Origin of the sequence: Dactylosporangium sp. NPDC005572 (assembly GCF_040605515.1) — a bacterium.
Lineage (GTDB): Bacteria > Actinomycetota > Actinomycetes > Mycobacteriales > Micromonosporaceae > Dactylosporangium.
Map to the genome: position 1 here is coordinate 24,119 of NZ_JBEXCY010000071.1, position 6,159 is coordinate 30,277.

At 73.2% G+C, this 6,159-nt stretch carries 1 protein-coding gene; it reads left to right on the top strand.

The window, feature by feature from the left end; translation table 11 throughout:
- Positions 1-40: 40 nt before the first annotated feature.
- A complete protein-coding gene (locus ABZS66_RS29585) occupies positions 41-5,473 on the top strand; it encodes a carboxyl transferase domain-containing protein (RefSeq protein ID WP_354763279.1) in 5,433 nt (1,810 codons plus the stop codon).
- Positions 5,474-6,159 lie beyond the last annotated feature (686 nt).

The following is a 6,159-nucleotide window of genomic DNA, read 5'->3' on the forward strand; positions in this document are numbered from 1 at the left end:
ACAGTTCTGTTGGTGATTGCACCTCTGGGAGGCTTGCTCGGTGTTCAGCCGCATCGCCATCGTCAACCGCGGAGAGGCCGCCATGCGGCTGATCCACGCCGTCCGCGAGCTCAACGCGGAGGCCGGGGCCACGCCGATCGAGACCGTCGCCCTCTACACCGACGCCGAGCGCACCGCCACCTTCGTCCGCGAGGCCGACGACAGCTACTGCCTGGGCCCCGCGTCGGCCCGGCCGTATCTCGACCACGCCGTCCTGGAGAAGGCCCTCGTCGAGACCCGCGCGGACGCCGCCTGGGTCGGCTGGGGCTTCGTCGCCGAGGACCCCACCTTCGCCGAGCTCTGCGAGAAGACCGGCGTCACCTTCATCGGCCCCAGCGCCGACGCGATGCGCAAGCTCGGCGACAAGATCGGCGCGAAGCTGATCGCCGAGGAGGCCGGCGTGCCGGTCGCGCCGTGGAGCCGCGGCGCGGTCGAGACCCTGGAGGCGGCCAAGACGGCGGCCGCCCAGATCGGCTACCCGCTGATGCTCAAGGCGACGGCGGGCGGCGGCGGCCGCGGCATCCGGGTCGTGCGCAGCGACGCCGAGCTCACCGACGCCTACGAGCGCACCAGCCTGGAGGCCGCCCGGGCGTTCGGCAGCGGCATCGTGTTCCTGGAGCGCCTGGTCACCGGCGCCCGGCACGTCGAGGTCCAGGTCATCGCCGACGGCCAGGGCACCGCCTGGGCGCTCGGCGTGCGCGACTGCTCCGTGCAGCGGCGCAACCAGAAGGTCATCGAGGAGTCGGCCTCCCCGGTGCTCGCCCCCGAGCAGGCCCGCGAGCTGAAGGACGCCGCCGAGCGGCTGGCCCTCGCCGTGGACTACCGCGGCGCCGGCACCGTCGAGTTCCTCTACCACCCGGGTGAGCGGCTGTTCGCCTTCCTGGAGGTCAACACCCGCCTGCAGGTCGAGCACCCGATCACCGAGGCGACCACCGACTTCGACCTGGTCAAGGCCCAGCTGCACGTGGCCTCGGGCGGCCGGCTCGGCGACCTCGTCCCGGCCGAGGCCGGACACGCCGTCGAGGCCCGGCTCAACGCCGAGGACCCCGACCGCGACTTCGCGCCGGCGCCCGGCCGGATCGTCCGGCTGGTGCTGCCGAGCGGCCCCGGCGTGCGGGTCGACACCGGCGTCAGCGAGGGCGACGTCATCCCGGCCGACTTCGACTCGATGATCGCCAAGATCATCGCGTTCGGGCGCAACCGCGACGAGGCGCTCGGCCGGCTGCGCCGCGCGGTCGCCGAGACCACCGTCATCATCGAGGGCGGCGCCACCAACAAGAGCTTCCTGCTCGACCTGCTCGACCAGCCCGAGGTGATCGACGGCAGCGCCGACACCGGCTGGATCGACCGGGTGCGCGCCGAGGGCCGCCTGGTCTCCACCCGCAACTCGGGTGTGGCCCTGGCCGCGGCCGCGATCGAGGCCTACGAGGACGAGGCGCTCGTCGAGCGGCAGCGGCTGCTGTCCACCGCGCACGGCGGCCGGCCCCAGGTCCAGCACAAGAGCGGCCGGCCGATCGACCTCAAGCTGCGCGGCGCGACCTACCGGGTGACCGTCGCCCAGACCGGTCCGCGCCGGTTCCGGGTCGGCATCGGCGACACCGCCACCGTCGACGTCGAGCTCGACCGCTTCGACGAGCACACCGGCCGGATCCTGGTCAACGGCCGGCGCTACCGGCTGGTCACCGACACGCACGGCCCGATCCACCTGGTCGAGGTCGACGGCGTCACCCACCGGGTGAGCCGCGACGAGGGCGGCGTGCTGCGCTCCCCCGCCCCGGCGCTGGTTGTCGCCACCCCGCTCGAGGTCGGCGACGAGGTCGAGGCGGGCGCCCCCGTGATCGTCCTGGAGAGCATGAAGATGGAGACCGTCCTGCGCGCGCCGTTCAAGGCGAAGCTGCGCGAGCGGCTGGTCTCCGTCGGCAGCCAGGTCGAGACCGGCGCGCCGATGCTGCGGCTGGAGCCGGTCGGCGACGGGACCGAGGCCGAGGCCGCGGAGACCGACGCCGTCGACCTGGAGCTGCCGCCCGAGCCGACCGGCCGCACGCCCGAGCAGCGCGTCGCCCGCGGCATCGCCGACCTGCGCAGCCTGCTGCTCGGCTACGACCTCGACCCGCGCGACGAGCGGCGGGTGCTGTCGGAGTATCTCGCCGCCCGGGCCGACCTCAGCCACCGGCCGCTGGAGGAGGAGGTCGAGCTGCTGCGGGTCTTCGCCGACCTGACCGAGCTCAGCCGCAACCGGACGGCCGGCGAGGAGGCCAGGGCCGACACCCGGGTGCACAGCCCGCGCGAGTACTTCCACACGTACCTGCAGAGCCTCGACGTCGACCGGGCCGGGCTGTCGGACACGTTCCGCACCCGGCTGGCCCGGGCCCTGGCCCACTACGGCATCGACGACTTCGAGCGCACCGCCGCGCTGGAGGAGGCGGTGTTCCGCATCTTCCTCGCGCAGCAGCGCGCCTCAGCCGACGTGTCGGTGATCGTGACGTTCCTCCAGCAGTGGCTGACCGAGGCGCTGCCCGGCGACGGGCTGCGCGAGCTGGTCGGGCAGGCCCTGGAGCACCTGATCTTCGCCACCCAGCTGCGGTTCCCGGTCGTCGGCGACCTCGCGCGCAGCATCGTGTTCCGGTGGGCGGCCCAGCCGATGCTGCGGCGCAAGCGGGCCGAGGTCTACGTGGACGTCCGGGAGCATCTGCGGTACCTCGACCAGCACCCCGACGCCGAGGACCGCGCCGAGCGCATCGCCCGCATGGTCTCCTCGCCGGAACCGCTGGTCCGGCTGCTCGGGCAGCGGATCGGCAAGTCCGGCGCCGACCACGGCCCGATGCTGGAGGTGCTCAGCCGGCGGTATTACGGCAACCGCGGCATCAACGACCCGCGCTCGTTCGAGAGCGCCGGCCACAGCTTCTTCACCGCCGCCTACGACGGCTTCCACCTGATCGCGACCGCCACCGACTTCGTCGACCTGCACCTGACCCTGGAGCAGGTCGCCGGGCTGGTCAGCGGCGACTCGATCGCCGACATCTACCTGCGCTGGACCGACCAGCCCGACGTGGACGCCATGGCCGAGACCCTGCGCGACGTCCTCGACCAGGCCGGCCTGCCCGAGTCGCTGCAGCGGGTGACGGTGTCGGTGGCCGGGCGCACCGGCAGCGCGATGCACCACCACTTCACGTTCCACCCCGGCGTGGGCGAGGACCGGGTCATCCGCGGCCTGCACCCGCTCATCGCCGAGCGCCTCCAGCTGCCGCGGCTGCGCAACTTCGACCTCACCCGCCTGCCGTCGGTCGACGAGGAGATCTACGTCTTCCACTGCGTCGCCCCGGGCAACCCGGCCGACGAGCGGCTGGCGGCCATGGCCCAGGTCCGCGACATCACCCCGCTGCGCGACACCGACGGGCGGATCCTCGCGCTGCCCGCCCTGGAGGGCGCGCTCGACGGCTGCGTCGACGCGATCCGCAAGGTCCAGGCGCGGCGGCCGGCCCGCAAGCGGTTCGACACCAACCGGATCACGATCTACGTCTGGCCGGCCAGCGAGCTGTCCGTCGACGAGCTGCGCGCCGTCGCCCACCGCCTGCTGCCGATCACGGCGAACGCGGGCCTGGAGGAGGTGCTGTTCCTCGGCCGCCAGCGCGACCCGGCGACCGGGGAGCTGGTCGACATCGCGGTCCAGGTGTCGTACGACCAGGGCATGCGCATGTCGGTCACCTATCCCTCGACCGAGCTGATCCAGCCGCTCGACGACTACCGGCAGAAGGTGCTCTCGGCGCGCCGCCGCGGCACGACGTACCCGTACGAGCTCACCGAGATGCTCGCCGGCCAGCCCGGCGACTTCGTCGAGCACGACCTCGACGACACCGGCCGGCTCGTCCCGGTCGACCGCCCGAAGGGGCAGAACAAGGCGGGCATCGTCGCCGGCGTGGTGCGCACGCCCACCGAGCGGTATCCGGAGGGCGTCACCCGGGTCGCGCTGCTCGGCGACCCGACCAAGTCGCTCGGCGCCCTCGCCGAGGCGGAGTGCGCGCGGGTGATCGCCGCGCTCGACCTGGCCGAGGAGATGGGCGTGCCGGTCGACTGGTTCGCGCTCTCGGCCGGCGCCCGGATCGCGATGAACTCCGGCACCGAGAACATGGACTGGGTCGCCGCGGCGCTCAAGCGCATCGTGACGTTCACCCAGGCCGGCGGCGAGATCAACATCGTCGTCGCGGGGATCACCGTCGGCGCCCAGCCGTACTGGAACGCCGAGGCCACGATGCTCATGCACACCAAGGGCGTCCTGATCATGACCCCGGACTCGGCGATGGTGCTCACCGGCAAGCAGTCGCTGGACTTCTCCGGCGGCGTCTCGGCCGAGGACAACTTCGGCATCGGCGGCTACGACCGGGTCATGGGCCCCAACGGCCAGGCGCAGTACTGGGCGCCCGACCTCCAGGCCGCCCGCGACCTGCTCATGACGTACTACGACCACACCTACATCGCGCCCGGCGAGTCCCGGCCGCGCCGGGCGGCGACGACCGACCCGGCCGACCGCGACATCTCCCCGTTCCCGCACTCGGTGCCGGACAGCGACTTCACGACCGTCGGCGAGATCTTCTCGAAGGAGCGCAACCCCGACCGGAAGAAGGCGTTCGACATCCGCACGCTGATGCGGGCGCTGGCCGACCAGGACCACACGGTCCTGGAGCGCTGGGCCGGCATGGCCGACGCCGAGACCGCGGTCGTCCAGGACGTGTACCTCGGCGGCATCCCCGTCTGCCTGCTCGGGATCGAGTCGCGCTCGGTGCCGCGGCGCGGCTTCCCGCCCACCGACGGCCCGGACACCTACACCGCGGGCACGCTGTTCCCCAGCTCGTCGAAGAAGGCGGCCCGGGCGATCAACGCGGCCAGCGGGAACCGCCCGCTCGTCGTGCTGGCGAACCTGTCGGGCTTCGACGGCTCACCGGAGTCGATGCGGCGGCTCCAGCTGGAGTACGGCGCGGAGATCGGCCGCGCGATCGTGAACTTCCGCGGCCCGATCGTCTTCTGTGTGATCTCGCGGTACCACGGGGGCGCGTTCGTCGTATTCTCCAAGGCGCTCAACCCGAACATGACGGTCCTCGCCGTCGACGGCTCCTTCGCGTCGGTCATCGGCGGCGCCCCGGCGGCGGCCGTGGTCTTCGCCGGCGACGTCGACGCCCGCACCGCCAAGGACCCACGGGTGGCCACGCTGGAGGCACAAATCGCCGCAGCCACCGGCGGCGCCCGGGCGGCGCTGGTCACGCAGCTCATGGAGGTCCGCTCGACGGTCCGGGCGGAGAAGCTGGGCGAGGTGGCGGCCGAGTTCGACGGCGTACACAGCATCCAGCGGGCGGTCGAGGTCGGCTCGGTGGACGCGATCATCCGGGCGTCGGAGCTGCGGCCGCAGATCATCGCGGCCGTGGAGCGCGGCCTGGCCTGACCCCACGGCACTCCGACGAGGCCCCGGCCGGCACTTTCCACGCCGCCGGGGCCTCGCCGCGCCTGAGCCCCTCGCAAACGCCCACACTCTCGCGCCGCGCCCGCGCCGTTGCCTTGTGCCCGCGCCGTTGCCTTGTGCCCGCGCCGTTGCCTTGTGCCCGCGCCCTTGCGCCATGCCCGCGCCCATGCCCGCACTCTCGCCCCGCGCCCGCGCCATGCCCACGCCGATGCCCTCGCGCATGCCGCGCTCGCCCATGCCCGATGCCCGCGGCCTTGCCCAACGGCCTTGGAGTGCGGCCTGGCCTGAGGTCCTCGCGTGAGAACCGGGCCGGCGCTTGCTGCGCCGCCGAGACTTCGCCCGCGCCCTCGCTCTTGCCCGCGGCCTTGCCCTGCGGCCATGAGCGCGACCATGCCTGAGCTCCTCGCCGCTTCGGCCGACGCACGGCCGACGTTTCCGCGCCGCGAAGGCGTGGCTCCGCCCGCCCCCTCGCTCTTGCCCGCGAGGTGGCCTCGCCCCGCGCCCTAGCCTCGCGGCCAAGTTCCGCGATCTTGGACTTGTGGTCCTGGAAATGTCGGAAATGCACGTTAAATCCGGGACCACGACTCCAAAATCGCGGAGAACCCGAGCGGGCCGAGCGGGCCGAGCGGGCCGAGCGGGCCGAGCGGGCCGAGCGGGCCGAGCGGGCA